This window comes from Salinibacter sp. 10B (assembly GCF_002954405.1).
Taxonomy (GTDB): Bacteria; Bacteroidota; Rhodothermia; order Rhodothermales; family Salinibacteraceae; genus Salinibacter.
In genome coordinates, this window is sequence record NZ_MQWC01000004.1 from 3633751 (window position 1) to 3653690 (window position 19940).

At 60.2% G+C, this 19940-nt stretch carries 8 protein-coding genes; all 8 read left to right on the forward strand.

The features are described from left to right. Window positions 1–121 precede the first annotated feature (121 nt). The 8 genes from BSZ35_RS14825 to BSZ35_RS14860 all read left to right on the forward strand — a co-directional run bounded on the left by BSZ35_RS14825 (window position 122) and on the right by BSZ35_RS14860 (window position 19887). Window positions 122–1522, forward strand: a complete 1401-nt coding sequence (locus BSZ35_RS14825) for a CsgG/HfaB family protein (protein WP_105013170.1) — start codon at window positions 122–124, stop codon at window positions 1520–1522. A 289-nt stretch (window positions 1523–1811) separates the two neighbouring features. After that, window positions 1812–11111 (forward strand): FG-GAP-like repeat-containing protein, encoded by a 9300-nt coding sequence (locus tag BSZ35_RS14830; RefSeq protein WP_105013171.1) that lies wholly within the window; start codon window positions 1812–1814, stop codon window positions 11109–11111. Between the two features lie 298 nt (window positions 11112–11409). After that, window positions 11410–12414: a hypothetical protein gene (locus BSZ35_RS14835; RefSeq protein ID WP_146110124.1), complete on the forward strand. Its 1005-nt coding sequence runs from the start codon at window positions 11410–11412 to the stop codon at window positions 12412–12414. Window positions 12415–12813: 399 nt separating this feature from the next. Then, window positions 12814–13461 carry a cytochrome c3 family protein gene (locus BSZ35_RS14840; protein WP_105013173.1) on the forward strand — a complete coding sequence of 216 codons (648 nt, stop codon included), beginning with the start codon at window positions 12814–12816 and terminating at the stop codon, window positions 13459–13461. Between the two features lie 80 nt (window positions 13462–13541). Further along, window positions 13542–16973, forward strand: coding sequence for a 4Fe-4S dicluster domain-containing protein (locus tag BSZ35_RS14845; protein ID WP_105013174.1), 3432 nt, complete (start codon window positions 13542–13544; stop codon window positions 16971–16973). 76 nt (window positions 16974–17049) lie between these two features. Further along, complete coding sequence (nrfD, locus tag BSZ35_RS14850) at window positions 17050–18513, forward strand: NrfD/PsrC family molybdoenzyme membrane anchor subunit (RefSeq protein WP_105013871.1); 1464 nt, start codon at window positions 17050–17052, stop codon at window positions 18511–18513. A 44-nt stretch (window positions 18514–18557) separates the two neighbouring features. Then, complete coding sequence (locus BSZ35_RS14855) at window positions 18558–19163, forward strand: DUF3341 domain-containing protein (RefSeq protein WP_181149363.1); 606 nt, start codon at window positions 18558–18560, stop codon at window positions 19161–19163. Between the two features lie 49 nt (window positions 19164–19212). Next, window positions 19213–19887 (forward strand): cytochrome c, encoded by a 675-nt coding sequence (locus BSZ35_RS14860; RefSeq protein WP_181149364.1) that lies wholly within the window; start codon window positions 19213–19215, stop codon window positions 19885–19887. Window positions 19888–19940: the final 53 nt, after the last annotated feature.

Consider the following 19940-nt stretch of genomic DNA (forward strand, 5'->3'; position numbering starts at 1 on the left):
GAAGGACCGTTGAGAGAAGAGATTTGTGTGCTGAGGGAGCCAGTGCAGAGTGAAGAGTTCCACAGGACACGCTCATTGGAAGAGGCATCCTCGTGTACCTAGTCAGATCTCGCTTGAGCTCATGATCGACGACGAACGCGGCCCGGGCGCATTGGTCCGATGGGGGCGCGCAGTTGGGATCGTATATTTCCCCGACTCGCTTGGCCGTTTCCTGGTGCTGCTCTGCCTTGTCGTAGGAGTGGGCGGGTGTGGCGGACCTTCGGTCACGATGGATCAGGATCCGGACGCGTTCGAAGAGCAGGAGGATCAGCTTCAGGAGCGGCTCTCGGACCATCCGGACGACGGGGAGGCGCTTCGGGACCTTGGCTCCATCTATCTTCGGACGGATCGGCCGTCCCAGGCGTACGATGCGCTCAAGAAGGCCTTTTCGCAGCGCCCGAATGACCCGAAGGTCCTTTTCTATTTAGGGTTGGCCAGTGAGCAGGTGGGGCGCCGGGAAGGGGCCCTCAAGCTCTTTGGGCGCTTCGACGAGGTGCCGAAGGAATCGAAGTATCACTCCCTGATGGAGGGACGCTACGAATGGCTTGCCCGGAAGCAAGCCCAGCGACAGGCCCGCGAGATGATCGCGCAGGAGCAGGCTCAGCCGGCGGATGTGCGCACTGACGTCTCGTCGGAGGTGGTGGCGGTCGTGCCGATGCAGTACCAGGGGAGTGAGGAGCAGTATGCGCCGTTGGGGCGCGGATTGGCGGAGATGTTTACGACCGACCTTGCGAATGTAGGACGTCTTCAGGTCGTGGAGCGGGTACGGCTCCAGGCCATTTTGGACGAGCTAAAACTCGGGCAGAGTGAGTACGTTGACCAGTCCACAGCGCCGCGTGTGGGGCGTCTCGTGGGGGCGGGGCGTCTCGTTGGGGGATCCTACCTGGTCACCGACGACGAAGAGGTGCGTCTGCAGGTGACCCTCGCCAATGTCGGGACGGGAGAACGCATTCCACAGCTCGACAATCAGCGTGCTCGTCTCTCCAACCTCTTCGACCTTCAAACCAAGGTTACCTTCTCGATTGTGGACCATCTCGGGGTGGAGTTGACGCCGCAAGAGCGGGCGGCCATCCAGGAAGTGCCGACCCAAAGCATTCAGGCGTTCCTGGCGTATAGTCGGGGGTTGATGGAAGAGGATCGGGGCAATTACGGCACGGCAGCCCAATACTACCAACAGGCCCAGCAGATTGACCCGAACTTCGAAGCCGCGGCTCAGCGAAGGGAGAGAGCGCGTAGCGTCGAGGCTGGGGGCGGAAGCCAACAGGATGCTCTCGCTAACGCTGAAAAGGGCAACTCGGGAGAGAATACGGCTCCGAGTGAATCGATCAATCTTGTAAACCAGCGCCTTCAGAACATGGGGGTTATTCCTGCGGGAGGCCCCGGCGATGACGAACGTGACGTTGCCCAGGAAGCGGAAACGGCTGAGGAGAGTCGCGAGCTGGACGATCCGCCGGATCCGCCGTCCGGAAGTGGAGGGCAGTAAGGGCCTGTTCCGGGGGCGTGGTCGACTGCGCGGGCTGTTCAGCGCAGACCTCCCGAACTGGCACGGCTAAATGCTTCCGGAGGCGGGTTTCAGGGGCGTCTCGGCAAAGGGAGGTGGGAAGAAAGACGTACGGGAGATGGGCGAAGAGATCAAGCCTCGGATGCGGAGGACAGATCAGACGACGAGTTCGGGGTCCGGAGAGACGACGCCAGCCTGAGCGGCATGTGTTTTGTCCCAGGAAATCTCAGTCGGAGGGGACGGAATCTGAAGAAATATATTACGTTGCTGCATGACCCATTTCTACTGCTCGTATCGCCGCCATTTTTGGATGGGCGAAACCCCATTGGAGGAGCGCTCTCAGCCTGAGAAGCCATGGGGGCTCTATGCCTTCGTTTTGGTCGCGGTGCTTCTCTTTAATCCGGCCTCGCTGGTGCAGGCCCAGACCGTGACCGACGTGCGTCCGGAGAGTGGCATTCCGGGCCAGACGGTGCAAATACACGGCAAGCAGCTGGGGGGAATCTCGACCGTTACCATTGGAGGGACCACGGCTCTTATCTTGAGTCAGTCCAGCACGAGGCTTGAAGTGGAGGTTCCAAGTGGAGTGCAGGGACCGACGGCCATCCAGGTGGGCACCACAACGGCGGCCGAGCGGTTTACCGTTCTCACGGGCGGATCCACGACCTTTGCATCCGCCAGTACGCTTGCTCCTACTCGCAACGGAGAAGTCACCCGCGGCGACTTCGATGGGGACAATGATCTTGATCTCCTTGTAACTGGAACCAACGAGAGTGGAAGTGTCACCACAACCCTCTACTACAATGACGGCACGGGACAATTTTCGGAGGCTAGTGACGTGAGTTCGTCCCTCGCGAATGTACGCAACGGAACGGCGGACTTTGCGGATGTGAACGGGGATGGTCGGCTCGACATTCTTCTGACAGGGACGAATGGCAGCGGAACCCCAATTACTCGGTTATACACCAATGATGGAGGGTCACTCGATGATGGAAGCCTTACGATTACAGAACAGGTGGAGGCCGCACCGGCAAGCGGGTTCGAGAATAGTGCGGTGGCGCTAGGGGATCTTGATGCAGACGGCGATCTCGATCTCATTGCGGCGGGAGACACCACCGGGAGTAATGATCGGGCCACCGTACTTTACGAAAACGACGGAAGCGGAAACTTTACGGCGGCGCCAACACCGAGCAGTGCTTTCGTCGACGTTGAGAATGGGACCGTCGATTTTGGAGACGTAAATGGGGATGACACCCTCGATGTGGTGGTAACGGGCGTCGATGGAGGCGGAAGCCCCACCACCACTGTGTACGAATACGATAACGGGACGTATGTGTCCACCAGCTTGTCGCCCGGCGTTACGAACAGCGCGGTGGATTTGGGCGATGCGACGGGCAATGGCGTGCCCGATCTCGTGGTGACTGGAAGCGACGGCAGCTTCGGACAGGTGGCTGAGTTCTTCACGAATGGGGGGGAGGGAAGCTTCACCAGTGAGCAGGTGTTGTCTCCGGCGGTGGAGAACGGAACGGCGGACTTCGTCGACGTCGACGGGGACGGAGATCTCGATCTGGTGACGACGGGGAATGACGGGGACATGATTCCATATGCGACAGTGTACGAGTATGATGCGACCGACTCTCCGCCCTACTCGATAGTGGGGACGAGGCAGGTCACCCCCACCACGAGCAGTGCCTCCGCCGTCGGCGACTATGACGGCGACGGGCGGGTCAACTTGTTCTTTACGGGAGAGACCAGTTCTTCTGCACGCTCGGCGATTCTCTACCGTCCGGCTCTTCGAATTACAAACACATATCCCTCTCCGTACGCGCCGAGTTTCTCAACCAGCAGCGACATGGAGTTTACCTTCAGTGCGCCGGTGGCCGAGAGCTCCGGGTTGGCTGATAGTATTGTCGTTCGGGGAAGTCAGCATGGGGGGATTGGCGATGACGGCTCCCTGACCGGGGGGACTGAGACACTTCAGTATGGACCGACGCCTTCTTTTGCCCCTGGGGAACGGGTGCAGGTGCTTTTTCGGAACGGGCTGGAGAGCACAGGCGGCCTGTTTTTGCCGCGTCCGTTGAATTTTGGCTTTCGGGCAGCTGCATCGAAGGGACCAGCAGACTTTCCCGTCAGCCGTCCTGTCTCGACCAGTGAGACGGGAGCCCGGTCCGTCGCGTCGGGATACCTGACTGGAAATGGGAATCTTGATCTCGTTGTGGCGGCTGCTGGAGACGATGAGGTAACGCTCTACGAAGGAAACGGCGACGGAACCTTCAGTTCTGGGTCGGTGCTCGGGTCGGGGATCACCTATGCTCGGGCCCTCACGCTCGCCGACCTGAACGGCGATGGGCGTCTGGACGTAGTGGTGGGATCCGGCGAAAACGAGTCCAGCGATCCGAATGACATCATTCGGTACTACCTCAACGAAGGGGCAGGGTCTTTTGGAGAAGGACAGGACATTACCAATGGAGGGAATGCCGACGATGTGCGAGATCTAGAGGCCGAGGATTTCGACGGCGATGGCAGCGTGGATCTCGTGGCGGTCACGTCGGACAACAGTTCGATCTACGTCTATCAAAATAATAGTGGCAGCGAGGAGGACGGGGCTCCGACGTTCACCGAGGTTGCAGTGAATGGCGGAAATGCAGACGATCCACGAGCCGTTCACGTGGCGGATGTGGATGGAAATGGCACTCCCGACCTCGTCGTTGGGAGTGTGTCGGACGATAATATCTCGTGGTACCCCAACAACGGAGGGAGTTTTGGAAGTGAGAAGGACGCCGGGTTCCTTTCGAATACGGTAAACCCCCGCGATCTGGATGCCGCTAATCTGGACGAAGATCAGAGGGTCGAGATTGTCGGAGTCGAGCGGGGGAACGATTCAAATGCGGGGGATGGGGCGATAGCCGTCTATGCTCCCACCACCAGCATTGAGGGATCCATTCAGTGGAGTCGGACCGAGGTGGCCCGTACCGACAGCGCGCTAACGGCCACGACCGCAGATGTCAATGCCGATGGGCATATCGACATCGTGGCGGGCTCTGTTGGAGGCGACTCGCTGGTGTGGTACGAAAACATCAGTGGGGGCGGCTTCGGACCCGGAAAGACAATGGACGTAGGGATCCATAACGTGCAGGATGTTATTGCCGTCGACGTAGATGGAGACGGAAGCCTCGACCCGGTGATTGCCGCTCCTACGGAAGATCTCGTGTCCCTTTATCCGAACATCCCCGCGCCACGTGTTTCGAGTACGACACCTGCGCAGAATACGGTGGGAGTGGATACCTCCCTCTCGCGGATTTCGTTCAGCTTCACTAAGGAGCTCGACCCGAACAGCATAGGATTGAATAGTGTCACGCTTGCTGGGTCTCAGTCCGGACAAATTTCGCCAAGCGGTGTGGACCTCTCCAGCTCGAGTGAAGAACTTGAAGTGGAGCTAGGGAGCGAGGTGACCTTCCACCCCGGAGAGAAAATCACAGCATCTGTGTTGGCGGACAGCGTGCTTGCCTCTGATGGATCGGCCCTCGATACGACGTACACCCTGTCCTTTAGAGCGGCGACGGCGTCCGGATCGGGAAACTTCGTGGATGCAGGCATTCCGCTTACGGGAGTGAGGGGAGGAGATGCGGATTGGGGAGATTATGATGATGACGGAGATCTTGATCTCATCCTTGCGGGAGACTCAAATGGCAAAAATACGACGGGCGGAGAGGTCCTTCGCCTCTACGAGAACAATGGGGATGGGACGTTTACAGAGTATGATGTGCCGTCGGATCTTGCGGCCGATGCTGGAGTGATCGGGGTGCAGGATGGGGCTTCGGTTGAGTGGGGGGACTACGACCATGACGGGAATTTGGATCTGGCTGTATCCGGATACAACGGAAGTAGCAGTCCATACGACAAGACGAGAGTCTACCGGCAACGGGACGATGGGCAGTTTGAAACGGTGGCAACGGAGACGGGGGTGTTTGCGGGGGCGAAGGGGAGCTCGCTTTCCTGGGCTGACTACGACGGCGACGGCGATTTGGACTTGGTCGTGACCGGGCCAAGCAGTGATGAGGGGGGGACGGCCTACCTTTACCGATACGACGAAAGCACGAACAGCTTTGTGGAAGCCAACGTGCTTACTCCGGTCAATACGATCAGTGGGTCCGACTGGGGGGACGTGGATAATGATGGAGACCTGGACCTGGTCGTTACGGGGGCCACCAGTAGTGGGAGCAACACCAACATCTACCGAAATGATGGCGACCCCGATGCGGATGGGGCCGTCGAGTTTGGGCGCTTGGGGATGTCCAACATCGTCTCTGGTAGCGATGTCGACATTGTTGGGGCCTCCGCCGAGTTTGGAGACGTAAATGGCGATGGGGCCCTTGATCTCCTCGTGACGGGAGAGGACGAGAGCACGGGCGATCCGAAAACGCGGATGTACGTGAACGAGAATGCTGGGACGATCGCGTTTAGCACTCTTACCACGCCGGTTCGCCAGGACAGCACAAAGGACGGAGAAGCGGCGTTCGGCGATTTTTCCGGCGATGGGCGTTTAGATGTTGCGTCCGTTGGCGACAGCACTACATTTGACGATCCCAACGAGAGTCAGTCAGCCATTTTTCGCAACGAGGGAGGGAGTCCGCCTTCATTCACGAAGAGCAATGTCGCCATCACGCCCGTTGATTCGGCCTCGGTGGCGTGGGGGGACTACAATGGGGATGGCACCCTCGACCTAATCGTAACCGGGGACGACGAGACAGATACCCCAACGGCCACGCTGTACAAGCAATCCCCAGCCTTACAGGTCACCAGCACTGCCCCGGCCCGACACACGGTGGGGGTTGACACTGCGCGGGGAAGCATCTCGGCTACCTTCAACAAGGAGATTGACTTCACAACGTCGAGCGATCGCGTAGCGGTATTTGGGGACCAGTCGGGGCGCGTTCCGCTGAGTGGGGTACAGCAGGGAGCGACGTCTCGTGAGCTCGAAATTGTAGTAAGCTCCACGTTCGACTTTCAGCCCGGGGAGCGAGTACGCGTATCGGTGTTTGCTGACAGTACTGTTGCTACGGACGGAACCACCCTCGCGTCGACCTTCACGTTCCAGTTTACTGCCGCTGCCCAATCCGTGACGCCGTCGTTTCCGGTCGATCGTGTGCTCTCGGACACCGTGGACGTCGTCACGAGCGTAGAAGCCGCGACGGTGAATAATTCGTACGACACCCCGGACGCGCTGGTCGCGATTGATGGAGGCGACGACAAAGTTGGATGGTTCCGCAACACGGACGGGCAGGGGGGCTTTTCCGGATTGCGGGACATCGAAACTGGGTTTTTCTCCCCCTACGATGTCGTTCCGGGCGACCTTGACGGAGACGGAACGGTGGGGGTGATTGGGGTTTGGGCCAGCTCGAATGTAATACAGTGGTACCCGAACGATGGAGCAGCTCCCCCTTCCTTTTCGACTTCACAAGAGGTGACACTCAATGGAGGGGCGCCCCAGGATGCGACCGCTGCGGATCTTGATGGGGATGGAGACCTGGATCCCGTCGCGGCTCTCGCGGCCGACGATGCCGTGGTCTGGTACGAAAATCGCGTCGATCAGGGAAACGGGTTCGCGGCTGCGGATACGATTGCGCGCGTTCCCCACCCCGACAAGGTTGCGATTGCCGACGTGGACGGGAACGGCACACTGGATGTGATCTCCGCGTCGGGGGGCACCAGCGGAGATACAGACAATCGTCTTGCGTGGCACGCCAATGAGGATGGAGATGGCAGCCGATGGACGACGCTGAATATCAGTACGGCGGTGAGCGGGAATAACAGCGGGCAAAACATCGGCCTTGGGGTGGGCGATGTCGATGGAGACGGGGCCGTGGATGTGATCACGAGTTCGTACCTTGACGGCACCGTGTCGTGGTTCGACAACACGACGGGAGACGGGAGCGATTGGACGAGATCCTTCATTACGCAAGACGCGTCCGGGCCCACAGACGTAGCCCCATTCGATCTCGATGGGGACGGCGACCTGGACGTCCTCTATTCGGACTATCTGGAGTCCCGCGTTGCGTGGGTTGAGAATACGGACGGAAATGGAAGCTTCTCTAGCCAGCACCGGCTCGTGACCGACGATACCCCGCAACCGTTGAGCGTCACGGTGGCGGACCTGAATGGCGATGGACAACTGGACGTGTTGGCGTCGGGGAGTTCAACAGTGGCCTGGCATCCGAACACAACGATCGCGCCGCAGGTCGTAACGAGGCCGCCGAGTGATTCGTCTTCGAACGGGTTTACTGCTGAGGCACTGGTGAACCCGGGAGGGGCGTCTACGGATGTTGTCTTCGAGTACGGAAAGGATCTCTCGTTCGGGGCCGACTCCACGTTTGCAGCCTCGTCCAGTCCCATTGCTGGAGACGACACGGTGAATGTGGGGGCGACAGTCGACACGCTGAAGGCGGCGACCAAATACTATTATCGGGTGGTGGCAACGAACAGCGTTGGGACCAACACTGGAGAAATCGATTCGGTAACGACCAAGGTGGCCGATCCCCCAACCGTCACGGCCGACTCTGTAAGGAGCGTGACGGATACGAGTGCCGTTCTGTACGGGACCGTCAATCCTGGAGGAGACACGTCTCGGGTGTATCTCGCGTTTGGGTTAGCGACGGCAGATGCGCCGACGGTACATCCGATTGACACGCTTCGGACCGCCCTTTCGAGCGATCAAGTCGTGAGTCAGGTGGTGGATACCCTCCAGCCGAGCACCGAATATCGGTATGGGTTCAGGGCTGTCAATATAGCAGATTCAACGAGCGGCGGTCCTCAGACCTTCACCACCTCTAACGTTCCCCCCTCCGCGGTGAACGACACGACGACAATCGATGAGGATCAAGCGGTGACAATCCCCGTCCTGGCGAACGACACCGATCGAGGAGGACGGCTCGATACCTCCACCGTTGCGGTTGTGGACTCCCCGTCTGTTGGGACTGCGGAGGTAGAAGGGGAAACGGGCAAGATTACCTACACGCCGACACCGGACTCCAATGGGACAGATCGCTTTGCCTACGCAGTATCCGATGACTCCAGCGCCGTGGACACGGCGGAGGTGATTATCACAATCGAAGCGATCAACGACCTCCCGCTCACCCGTGCCGACACTGTTTCGGTACAAGAGGGCAGTGCCGCGGTCGTGCCGGTTCTTGAGAATGACACTGATGTTGAGGGACCGTTAGACACGACCTCGGTGGCCATCGAACGCGGTCCGTCGAAGGGGGCCGCGTCCGTCACGACGGAGGGACAAATTCGGTACGAGCCGGACCCGAATTACAGCGGGCCGGACAGCCTGCGGTACACGGTGGCAGATACATCGGGAGCCCGGTCCCAGCCGACGCCGGTCCGGTTTGATGTCGGGGCACTTACACTGGCTTTGCCGGACACAGTAGAGGCGGGGATTGCTTCCGTGGGACACCCGCGCTCTTTGGCTGTCACAGTGAAAAATGAAGGGGAGATCCTACTCACTGGCCTGTCGGCGTCCGTTGAGGCAGGGGACAGTTCTGATTATGCATTGCGGGAGAGCAGTCTTGAGGACACTCTTGCCGTGGGGGAGAGCGGGATGGTGCCACTCCGGTTTGAACCGTCAACGCCAGGAGGACGAGAGGCTCGTCTGATAGTGACGGCAGCGGAAGGGACGGCCGACACTGCCACGGTGCGGGGGCGGGGCGTGGGCGTGACGGTCGATGCTCCACCGCCGTCGCGCGGGACATCCGCCAATATTGGGTTCACCTTGGAGGGGGGGATCGACGCAATCACTGACGCGGATGCGGGGAATGGCTCAACCTTGTATGTCCGCAAGGGAGGAGCGAGAACCTACCGCGCTCGTTCCCTCTCAAAAGCGGGACAGGATCCCCTTCAATTGCAGGCACAGGTCCCCGATACCCTTGTCTCCGCGCGCGGAATCGACTACTTCGCCGTCGTTGTGGGGAAAGACCCGGTCGGAAAGCAAGATACGCTGACGATTCCGGCAGGCGGCTCCCGTCGCGCCCGGCGTACGCCGCGTCACCTGCCGGTGCAGTTCGACTTACTCCGCCCACCGTCGCAAGCAGAGTTTCCGGCGGAGAGTTATCGAATGGTGTCGGTGCCGGCAGTGCCGGAGCAGGGGGTGAAGGAGGCCCTCAAGAACCACTACGGTTCGTACGACCGAGGGAAGTGGCGAGTGCTCCGATGGGCCGCTGAGGCAGAGGAGTATCAAGAGTTCCCCTCCATCGATTCTCTGGAGGTCGGAGAGGGATTCTGGCTGGTTACGTCAGAGGGAACGCCGCCCCGGATTGAGAGCGGGCAGACGCCGGACGCTGATCAGGCACGAATGCTGACGCTGGAGCCGGGTTGGAACCAGGTGGGGAGTCCATTCGGATACTCTGTCCCGTGGGATACGGTGCAGGCAGCCTCGGGCCTGAGCGGGAAAGAAATCGACGGGCCAATCGCCTATCGGGACAGTGCTTATTGGTCAGGACAGTCTCGGTTGATGCCGTGGGAGGCGTACTTTGTGTTCAATGCGCAATCAGAACCGGATACGTTGGTGGTACCGCCGGTCGGGAGTGAAGGCGCTGCGGGGAATGGCGGAAAGAATAGTCTCCTTGCGAGTGGACAGCAGGGAACCGATCCCACCACTCGACGGTCGGCGACTCCACAGGAGGGGGCGAAGACAAGCAATCCCCCGGTTAACAAAAGGTCTCCCCGAAAGGCCGCCCCCGGACAGGCGTCTGCGTCGAAGGCCCCGTCCAGCCCAACGTCCCCCGATAAGTCCGCCTTAGAATCTGCCTCGTCGAAGGAAGGGTCCTATACGCTTCATTTAAGAGCTCGACCGGACGGAAAGGTGCAGGGCGGACGTCCCGCGACGGTCACGCTTGGCCTGCGCACGGCAGCCAAGACGGGACGAGACCGATTTGATCAGGCACAAGCACCGCCGATTGGGCAGAATGTGCGACTTGGGGTGCTCCAGAAAACCGGGGGACGGTCGGTCCCACATGCTGAAAGCTTTAAGCCTTCTGAGGGGGGCGGACAGGCCTGGCGGGTCCGGCTCACCAACCGACTGGATGAGACGATTCCGGTTCGGCTTGGGCTGACAGAGGCCGGCCCGTTGCCTTCAGACTATCAGCGGTACATATTGGACCTGAAGTCTGGACGACGGCGAGCTCCGGGAGCCCGCCTTGAGCTAGATGCAGGCGCAGTGCGAGTGCTGAAAGTCATTGTTGGAACTGAAGCCTACGCCGAAGCGGAAAGTGAAGGGGTGGATCTCGATACCTTCACGGACGCCCTTCGGGGAAATTACCCGAATCCATTTGAGGACGAGACGACGATCGCGTACACGCTGAAAACTAGGCGAGAGGCGGTCACTGTCGCCATCTACGACGTGCTGGGGCGACGTATCAACACCTTGACGGAGGGAGCGAAACGATCTGCTGGTCTTCACCGGGTGCAGTGGGACGGGACGAACCAGCAGGGACGACCGGTTGGGAGCGGCGTCTACTTTTACCGGGTTAAGGCAGAAGGCTTTCAGAAGACCCGGAAGATGGTGCTAGTTCGATAAGAGAACTGGGGGGCTACCGTGGGGGCGTTAGCATCTGCATTCCTTTTTTGTTCAGAACGAGAGCCCAAAGGGCATCCCCGAGAAAGAAGTTCTTATATACGTCACTTCCTCCAAATTGACAGATGGGCCCGTGATGAAAGACTCGCCATTTTCCACACCGTCTGATGCTCGGTGGCTTCGTGCTCTTCTTCGTTCAAGTGTTTTCGTCGTTGCCGTTGGACTGTTGGTGACGTTCACCGGTCCCAAGGCTGCTTGGGCGCAGTTGGAGGGCCCGTCTCTTCGAAGTGTCCAGCGGCCAGTGTCTGTTTCTGTCGACCCGACGTATCAAGTCTACGAGACTGAAGGAGGGCGACAGTTGACTGAATTCAGCACGCGCCTGTCCATGTTCGTACCGGTGACCACGCGCCTTACAGTTCGGGCACGGGGAGAATATGCCCGAATGGACGGGACCCGCCTCACGTCCGTAGGAGGGGGGACCGACCTTTCGGGGCAGGTATCCTACGCCCAACCAGTGGCCGACGGAAGTGTGGTGTTTTCTCTTCAGGCCAATGCGCCGACTGGCAAGCAAAAGCTCTCAGACGCGGAATTGGAGACGACCCGATTCATCAGCCAGAATGTCTATGACTTCCGGGTGTCGAGCTTCAGCCGAGGATTTTCCCTGGCCCCACGAGTGACGTGGGCGGTTCCCCTTTCCGACCGGTTTGCGGTGGGCCTTGGAGCAGGGTACCAGTACCAGCGAGGATTCCGGCCGCAGGCGTCGCTGGAAGAAGATTATGTGCCGGGGGACGGCGTTGGAGCCAACGGGGGATTCGACTACAAGCTCACGGAGGCCTCGGCGTTGGGACTGGATGTGGCGTATCGGTGGTACCAGACCGATCGGGTGGGAGGCGTACCCCGGTTCGATTCCGGTAGTCGCCTGACGGGAACGGTTCGATACCTGCGGCGCTCGGGATTTACAACGATCCGGGCCGTGGTTCGATACGCAAATTGGGAAGAGAGCGAATTTGGCTTTCGACGGCAGAGCCCGAATCGCGGACAGGTGCTTCCTCCACACGGAATGGTTCTCACGTCCTATGAAACTCGGCTCGCCGAAGGAATGCGTCTTCACCTTCGAGCATCAGGGCACTGGTATGGAGAAACCATTCAGGACAGTCCAATGGGAAACCGGAAGCTCCTCGGTCGTGCGTACGTATCGCCCTCATTTGAGATTGGGGAGGTTCTGACTCTGGAGCCTCATGGAACGGCATCATTCGGAAGCTACCGCGGATATGGAGGCGGGCTGCGCATGATAGGAACCTTTTAGCATTATGCCTTCAACGCATGGGCCGTCGGCGTAGGGATCGCCAGGCGGCAGCGACGCACGATGCATTTACCGCATGAGGGAAGGAAATTCGCGCGTGACATATAAGAGAGGCCCGACCAGAATGCACCGCATCGTCGGTCGAGAGCCGCCGATGGGGTTGAGGCCCATGTTTTTATCAGTTGTTCGACGCGTACGGTTAAGGTTTGGCGGAAATCATGAGGGATTAGACGTAAAGATCTTGAAGATCTTGGGTTGCCGGTGGCTCTGTCGTATGTTCTATCTGTGGCGAGATCAAACCGGCCCTTGTTGTTCGAGGCGTCGGGGAGTTTCACCTCGTCCATGCATCGTTGGGGCCGACAGCCGTCGGCCTGGTCACTCACTGCTGACCGCTGCATCCGTATGCCGCAAATATTTCCCAAGAAGGCAAACGTCCTTCCACTGCTGTCACTCGTGGGGTCACTCATCGGGGGCGTAGCACTGATCGGACTGGTCTGGTATTATTTCTCTCCGGAGTTTACGACCGTTGGGTATAAGCCGGACCAGCCCGTTCCGTACAGTCACGAGCTTCACGCCGGCCAACTTGGCATCGACTGCCAGTACTGCCACACCAACGTCGAGAACTCGAAGCACGCGAACGTGCCCCCGACGCAGACCTGCATGAACTGCCACAATCAGATTCGGACCAACTCGCCGAATCTGTTGCGAGTGCGGCAGAGCTGGGCCAACGACGAGCCGATCCAGTGGACGAAAGTGCACCACCTGCCCGATTACGCCCACTTCAGTCACGCGTCCCACGTGAATAAGGGCGTAGGGTGTGAGACCTGTCACGGGCGCATCGACAAGATGGAGGTTGTGTACCAAGCGGAGCCCCTCTCAATGGGCTGGTGTTTGGAATGTCACCGTCAGCCGGAGCTTTACCTGCGCCCCAATGATAAGATTACGGCGATGGGGTATACGCAACCCGCGAATTTCGTGGAGCGCAACCTGGAGCGGATTCGAGACGAGGGAATTCAACCGCCCACCAACTGCTCCGCCTGCCACTACTAATTCATTTTCGAATGACGAATGGCGGGGGATGGGTGTGCGCTACACCATTCGCTGTTCGAGATTCGCAAGTCGAGACTGTAATGATAGAACTTGACGTACTCGATCCCGACGACGCCCAGGACCACGGGGACACCGACTCGGGAGGTCCCACGTTTTGGCGGCATCCGGCTGATCTCGACGACGATGCGTCGTCGGATGAGGATGACCTCATGGAATTCAGCCCGGGGGACAGTGAGCCGCCAAGCGGGGCGTCCCGCCGCCAGTTCCTTCAACTCATGGGGGCAGCCATGGCCATGGCGGGCCTCAGTGGTTGTCGTCGTCCCGAGCAAAAAATACTTCCTTATTCCCGGAAGCCCGAGGAGGTCATTCCTGGGATTCCCCAGCACTACGCGACGGGGATGCCCTTTCGGGACGTGCTGCGGCCCGTGCTGGTCGAGAGCCACGAGGGACGCCCGACGAAGATTGAGGGCAATGGGGAGCACCCAGTGGGGCAGACGGGCACGAGTGGGTTTGAGCAGGCCTCTGTGCTGAACCTCTATGACCCGGACCGGTCGCGGTCGGTGCGACGGGAGGGGAGCGAGGTGGCCTGGAAGGAGTTTGTCAGCTTTTGTCGGCAGCTCGGGGAGCAGGCCGCGCAGCAGAACGTGGCGGTCCTGATGGAGGAGAATCCATCTCCGACCGTACAGGCGATGCGCCAGCGCATGTCCGACCGGTTTCCGAATCTACAGTGGGTCACGTACTCGTCCACCGGTGATAATCCGGTGCGCCTCGGCATGCAGCAGGCGTTTGGGCGCCCGCTCCGGCCCCGGTACAACCTGGGCGAGGCGGAAGTCATCCTGAGCCTCGACTCTGACTTTTTGGACGGTCGTCACCGCGACTATCTCCACAACACTCAGTCTTTTGCCGAGGGGCGTCGGTTGGAAGAGGCGGACGATGACATGAGTCGCCTCTACGCGGTCGAGAGCCAGTTCTCCACGACGGGCGGCTCGGCGGACCATCGGCTCCGGATGCAGGCTCGACGCATTAAGGCCTTCGCGGCGACTATCGCGGCGGAGTTTGGCGTAGGCACGGCCCCGGACGTAAGCTGGGGGCAGAAGGAGCAGGTACACGCCCGAGAGATTGCACGGGATCTGCGAGAAGCCGGAGCGCAGGGGGTTGTGTTGGCGGGCGAGTCGCAGCCAGCTGAAGTGCATGCTCTGGCGATGGCGATCAACCAGCAACTGGGCAGTATTGGGTCCACCGTTACGCTATTCGACACGGGCAGCAGTCAGGCGGCCTCTCAAGACGAGGCCCTCGCTGATCTCGTGGACGCAATGAAGGGCGATCAAATCGACTCGCTCTTCATGGTGGGGGTGAATCCGGTTTATGATGCCCCGGCGGAGCTTGGCTTCGAAGAGGCGCTGTCGAACGTACAGAATACGGTACATTGTGGGCTCCTCCGAAACGAGACGGCCCGAGCCAGCCGCTGGCACGTGCCCCGCACCCATTACCTGGAGCGCTGGGGCGACGGGCGGGCCTACGACGGCACCCTTTCGCTCATCCAGCCCCTGATTCGGCCCCTCTACGACGACGCCCACTCTGACATTGAGGTGCTCAACCTCCTCGCGACAGGGGTCGATGCCGCCGGATACGATCTGGTGCGCGAGCAGTGGCGGGAGCGTCTGTCCGGCAATTTTGAGGAGCAGTGGCGACAGGTGCTCCATGATGGCTATCTCGAAGACACGCAGTTCAGTACGGCATCGGTGGGGCAGGCGAATGTCCCCAGTATTTCGACACCGGCGGAGGAGGGACTGGAGGTGGTCTTCCGGCGCGATCCGAAGCTGTTGGATGGACGTTTCTCTAACAATGCCTGGATGCAAGAGCTCCCGGATCCCATAACGAAGATTGTCTGGGACAACGTGGCGACCATGAGTCCCGCCACCGCAGAGGAACTGGGGCTCCAGGTCAATTATAGCGAGGATAACTTTTACGTTGACCGGGTAGAGCTTTCGGTAAACGGGGCGACCGTGGAGCTGCCAGTCTGGATTCAGCCGGGACACCCGGACGGGTCGATTGGAGTCAATCTGGGCTATGGACGGCAGATTTCCACGACGCGTGAAGGGTACGACACGCCCTTCTGGGACGTTACCGACGACCAGGATGTGTACAATGATGCTCCCATTGCCGGTGGGCTCGATTCGGACGGAAATCCGGTGGACGTAGTGGGGAGCAACGTCGCTCCGCTTCGGCCCTCCGGAGATCGGGTGGCCGAGGGAGCAGAGGTGACGAAGGTGGGGAGCGGGTATTTGATCGCAACCACGCAGGAGGCGGGGTCGATGCACGGTCGTCCGATTGTTCGCTGGGCGACGCTTGACGAGTTTCGAGAGGATCCCTACTTCGTGGATGACAATCAGCCGCCGGTGCCGGAGTTCGGGCACGGAGGGGATGGGCACGCCGGAGGAGAGGCCGTCCACAGTGAGGACGGCTACGGCCTTGCGGCGGGCACGGGCACCGATGCGCATACGCTTGAAGACGTGCCGGACAATCCGCAGACCGGTTCTCACGCCGATACAACAAGTCATGGGGACGGGGCCCCGACGGATACGTCTGGGCATGGGCAGTCCTCCGGGCATGGCGATGGGCACGCGGAGCAAGGGGCGGAGAATGTAGAAGGGTACCAGGAGTACCCCATGATCTGGCAGGAGGACCATCCGAAGGACCAGCCAGCCTCGAAAGACAATCCCTACTATCAGAATCAGTGGGGGATGTCCATTGACCTCAACACCTGCACTGGATGCAATGCTTGCGTCGTGGCGTGCACGAGCGAGAACAACGTGCAGGTGGTGGGGAAAGAAGAGGTCAGCAATGGTCGGCACATGTACTGGATTCGGAATGACCGGTACTATGTTACCGAGGAGGATGGAGACCCAGAGGATCCGGAGATGCTGATGCAGCCGGTCATGTGCCAGCACTGCGAAAACGCGCCGTGCGAGTCGGTCTGTCCGGTGGCGGCGACGGTCCACTCGCCCGATGGCACCAACCAGATGATTTATAATCGCTGCATCGGGACGCGGTACTGCGCCAACAACTGCCCCTACAAGGTGCGTCGGTTCAACTTCTTCAATTGGACGAAGACATTGCCGACCGAGGTGCAGATGGCCCAGAATCCGGACGTGAGCGTCCGGTCGCGCGGAGTGATGGAGAAGTGCTCCTGGTGCGTTCAGCGCATCCGGCAGAGCCAGCAGCAGGCGGACAACGAGGACCGGGACCTGCGTCCAAACGAGGTGGAAACCGCCTGCCAGCAGGCCTGTCCGACCGATGCCATCACCTTCGGGGACCTCAACAATCCGGAGAGCGACGTGGTGAAGGAGAAGCAGAATCCGCGCCGGTACGAGCTGTTGTCGTACCTCAACACGAAGCCGCGCCTCTCCTACCTGGGCCGCGTGCGAAACACCAATCCGCGGATCGAAGAGGCCCTGTCCTCGGACGAGGAGGCGTCGGACGAAGCAGAAGCCGCGCCAGCGGAGGCATAGCCCGCCTTTCGTTCCTACCGCAACATCGTAGAACCGAACGTAGAACGTCGTGGCGAATACTGAGGAAACCAAATCGATTCCGGCCGATCCGTCGACGGACGGGCATACGGGCGAGGAACGCGACCCGCTCGTACGCGGAGATCTGTCGTTCCACGACATCACCGAGTTGGTGTCGCGGCATACCGAAAAGAAGGCGCCGCCCGCGTGGTATGCCGCCTTTGCGGTGGCCCTCTCCGGGACCGTACTGCTTCTGGCCCTCTTTGCGTACGTGTCGTGGAATGGCATCGGCACGTGGGGCAACAATCAGCCGGTCGGATGGGGATGGCCCATCGTCAACTTCGTGTTCTGGGTTGGGATCGGGCACGCCGGAACGCTGATCTCGGCGATTCTCTTCCTGTTCCGCCAGCAATGGCGAACGGCGATTAACCGATCGGCGGAGGCGATGACGCTCTTCGCGGTGATGTGTGCTCTGATCTGGCCCACCTTCCACGTGGGGCGCGTCTGGGTCATTTACTGGACGCTTCCCATCCCGAACCAGATGGAGATGTGGCCCCAGTTCAAGAGTCCACTTCTGTGGGACGTCTTCGCGGTCTCAAGCTATTTCCTCGTATCGCTGGTCTTCTGGTACGTGGGGCTTGTGCCGGACCTGGCGACGCTCCGCGACCGAGCCAAAAATTTCTGGCGCAAGCAGATTCTCGGGTTCTTTTCGCTGGGCTGGACGGGGTCCAATCGGCACTGGCGGAATTACGAAAAGGCGTACCTACTGCTCGCCGGGCTCGCCACGCCGCTCGTGCTCTCGGTCCACTCGGTGGTGTCGTTTGACTTCGCCGTGTCGGTCCTGCCGGGATGGCACACCACAATCTTTCCCCCTTACTTTGTGGCCGGGGCCATCTTTTCCGGGTTTGCCATGGTGGTGACCCTCATGGTGATTACGCGAGAGATCTACGGCTTGAAGAACCTGATTACGATTGATCACCTGGAGAAGATGAACATCATCATTCTGGTGACGGGCACGATCGTAGGGTTTGCCTACATCACAGAGTTCTTCATGGCGTGGTACTCCGGGGTGCAGTATGAGCAGTACGCCTTCCTGAACCGGGCATTTGGGCCATATGCGTGGGCGTACTGGATTATGATGACCTGTAACCTCATCACCCCACAGCTCTTCTGGTCGAAGAAGCTACGCCGATCCATCCCGGTGATGTTCGTTCTGTCGATCTTCGTAAATATCGGGATGTGGTTTGAGCGCTTCGTGATTACGATTACGTCCCTCCACCGAGACTTCCTGCCGAGTTCGTGGGGCTATTTCGAGCCGACCTGGGTGGACATTGGCACGCTCGTCGGATCGTTCGGGCTCTTCTTTACGCTCTTCCTGCTGTTCCTTCGCTTTGTCCCGATGGTGGCGATGGCGGAGGTGAAAGGCGTGATGCCCGAGGCCGATCCGCACCACTACGACATCGGCAACGGCCATGCGGGTGACGGGGAGCCCTACATTGAGCCGGCAACCATTACCGCCGTGGAGCGGCCGGACCGCTCGTAACCACCCTGCTGACTGCATTCCTTTTGCGCACCGACTGACGTGTCATGCTGAACAATCTGATTCGTGAGGCCAAGGCGACGATGGGGATATACGAGAGCGACGCCGACCAGGTCTACGGCCTGCTGGCGGAGTTCCCGAATCCCGGAGCCCTGCTCCATGCCGCTGAGGCGGTACGAGAGGAGGGCTATCGTCACTTCGATACGCACAGCCCCTTTCCCATCCACGGGATGGACGACGCGATGGGGTTGGGCAACTCAAAGGTTGGGTACTTCTCGTTCCTTGGGGGCGTCACGGGCTTCGTGGGGGCATATCTCCTGCAGTGGTGGACCGCCGCGGTGGACTACCCGATCAACATCAGCGGGAAGCCCTTCTTCGCTGTGGAGCCGTCGGTGCCCATCATGTTTGAGCTCACGGTGCTGTTCGCGGCGTTCGGGGCCGTGGCGGGCATGTTGGCCCTCAACGGACTGCCGCGCCCGTACAACCCGTTGTTCTACTCCGACCGGTTCGAGGGGGCGTCCGACGACCGGTTCTTCCTCCACATTGCCGCGAGCGACGAGCAATTCGATTCGGAGGAGACCGCAGCGATGCTGCGCCGGATTGGGGCTCGTCACATTGAGCTCGTGCAAGACGACGGTGTGTCCGATCCGTAACCTGTGCCTATGCTGCCGACGACGTTTTTCTCTGAGACCCTGTACTTCAATGCGACGCCTCCTCGTTCTTGGACTTTTCGCGACGATTCTTCTGGTCGGATGTCGGGGGCGCCAATCTGAGGCGCCGCCCATCCATCCGCACCTGTCGATGGACTTTCAGGAGAAGTTTGGCCCGCAGGAGTACAACCCGTTCTTCGAGGACGGGGCGGCCATGCGGAAGCCGCCCAGCGGCACTGTGCCGCGGGGCTACCTTCGGGCAAACAGTGAGCTGCACGAAGGTCGGCTCTCCAATGGGGAATACGTAGAGCAGATTCCGGTTGCGGTGAACCGGGAGGTGCTGGAGCGGGGGCAGAGCCAGTACAACGTGTACTGCGCACCGTGCCACGGAAAGTCGGGCGACGGAAACGGAATTATCATGCGTGGCGACTACGGATACACCCCGGCGACCAGCTATCACGTGGATCGGCTTCGGCAGGTGACGGACGGATACCTGTACGACGTGATTACGAACGGCGTGCGCAATATGCCGCCCTACGCCCAGCAGATCCCCGTCCGTGATCGCTGGGCCATTGTCGCGTACATCCGTGCTCTGCAGCGAAGCCAATACGCACGTCCCGACAATCTGCCGGAGAGCGTCGTGACGCGCTTGGAGGAAGAAACCGGCGTGACGGTTCGAAGCGTCGGCGACACGACGGCAACGGCGCCTGTCACTGGGGCCGACTAGAGTTCTTTCCACACCCTCGCACAATCTCCATGGTCCGAGGGCCCAGCGCATTG